The organism is Oceanobacillus sp. Castelsardo (assembly GCF_001659985.1).
Lineage (GTDB): Bacteria > Bacillota > Bacilli > Bacillales > Amphibacillaceae > Oceanobacillus.
In genome coordinates this window covers 1-671 of record NZ_LYCS01000036.1, presented here as the reverse complement: position 1 = coordinate 671, position 671 = coordinate 1, and the positions used below count along the sequence as shown (strand labels likewise).

The window sequence follows — 671 nt, the reverse complement described above, 5'->3', positions numbered from 1 at the left end:
GGTATTAGCTCACGTTTCCGCGAGTTATCCCAGTCTTACAGGTAGGTTGCCCACGTGTTACTCACCCGTCCGCCGCTCTTTCCACTACTTTCATCCCCGAAGGGATGAAAGTAGCTTCCAGCGCTCGACTTGCATGTATTAGGCACGCCGCCAGCGTTCGTCCTGAGCCAAGATCAAACTCTCCAAAAAAGTTTGTTCAAATTGACACCAATCAATTTGAAGTTCTTAGCTTTTCAGAGGTTAAATACCTCTATCTTCAAAAGAAAAACAAGTTTTCTTTTTCTTGACATACTGGTTGTTTTTGTTCAGTTTTCAAAGAGCAAATTTCAAATTGGTGGAGCCTAGCGGGATCGAACCGCTGACCTCCTGCGTGCAAAGCAGGCGCTCTCCCAGCTGAGCTAAGGCCCCGTTGAATAGTGGTCGGGAAGACAGGATTCGAACCTGCGACCCCATGGTCCCAAACCATGTGCTCTACCAAGCTGAGCTACTTCCCGTTTATATGGCGCGCCCGAGAGGAGTCGAACCCCTAACCTTTTGATCCGTAGTCAAACGCTCTATCCAATTGAGCTACGGGCGCATATGGTGCCGAGGACCGGAATCGAACCGGTACGGTAGTCACCTACCGCAGGATTTTAAGTCCTGTGCGTCTGCCAGTTCCGCCACCCCGGCAA

General features: G+C 50.2%; 4 tRNA genes and 1 rRNA gene. All 5 read right to left on the bottom strand.

Features of this window, described 5'->3' with window-relative positions:
• Positions 1-189, bottom strand: a 16S ribosomal RNA gene (locus A9178_RS18385); the annotation flags it as partial.
• A gap of 143 nt (positions 190-332) precedes the next feature.
• Positions 333-408: transfer RNA gene (locus A9178_RS18380), tRNA-Ala, on the bottom strand.
• 9 nt (positions 409-417) lie between these two features.
• Positions 418-494, bottom strand: a tRNA-Pro gene (locus tag A9178_RS18375).
• A 6-nt stretch (positions 495-500) separates the two neighbouring features.
• Positions 501-577, bottom strand: a tRNA-Arg gene (locus A9178_RS18370).
• Between the two features lie 3 nt (positions 578-580).
• Positions 581-669 (bottom strand) — tRNA-Leu (locus tag A9178_RS18365).
• Positions 670-671 lie beyond the last annotated feature (2 nt).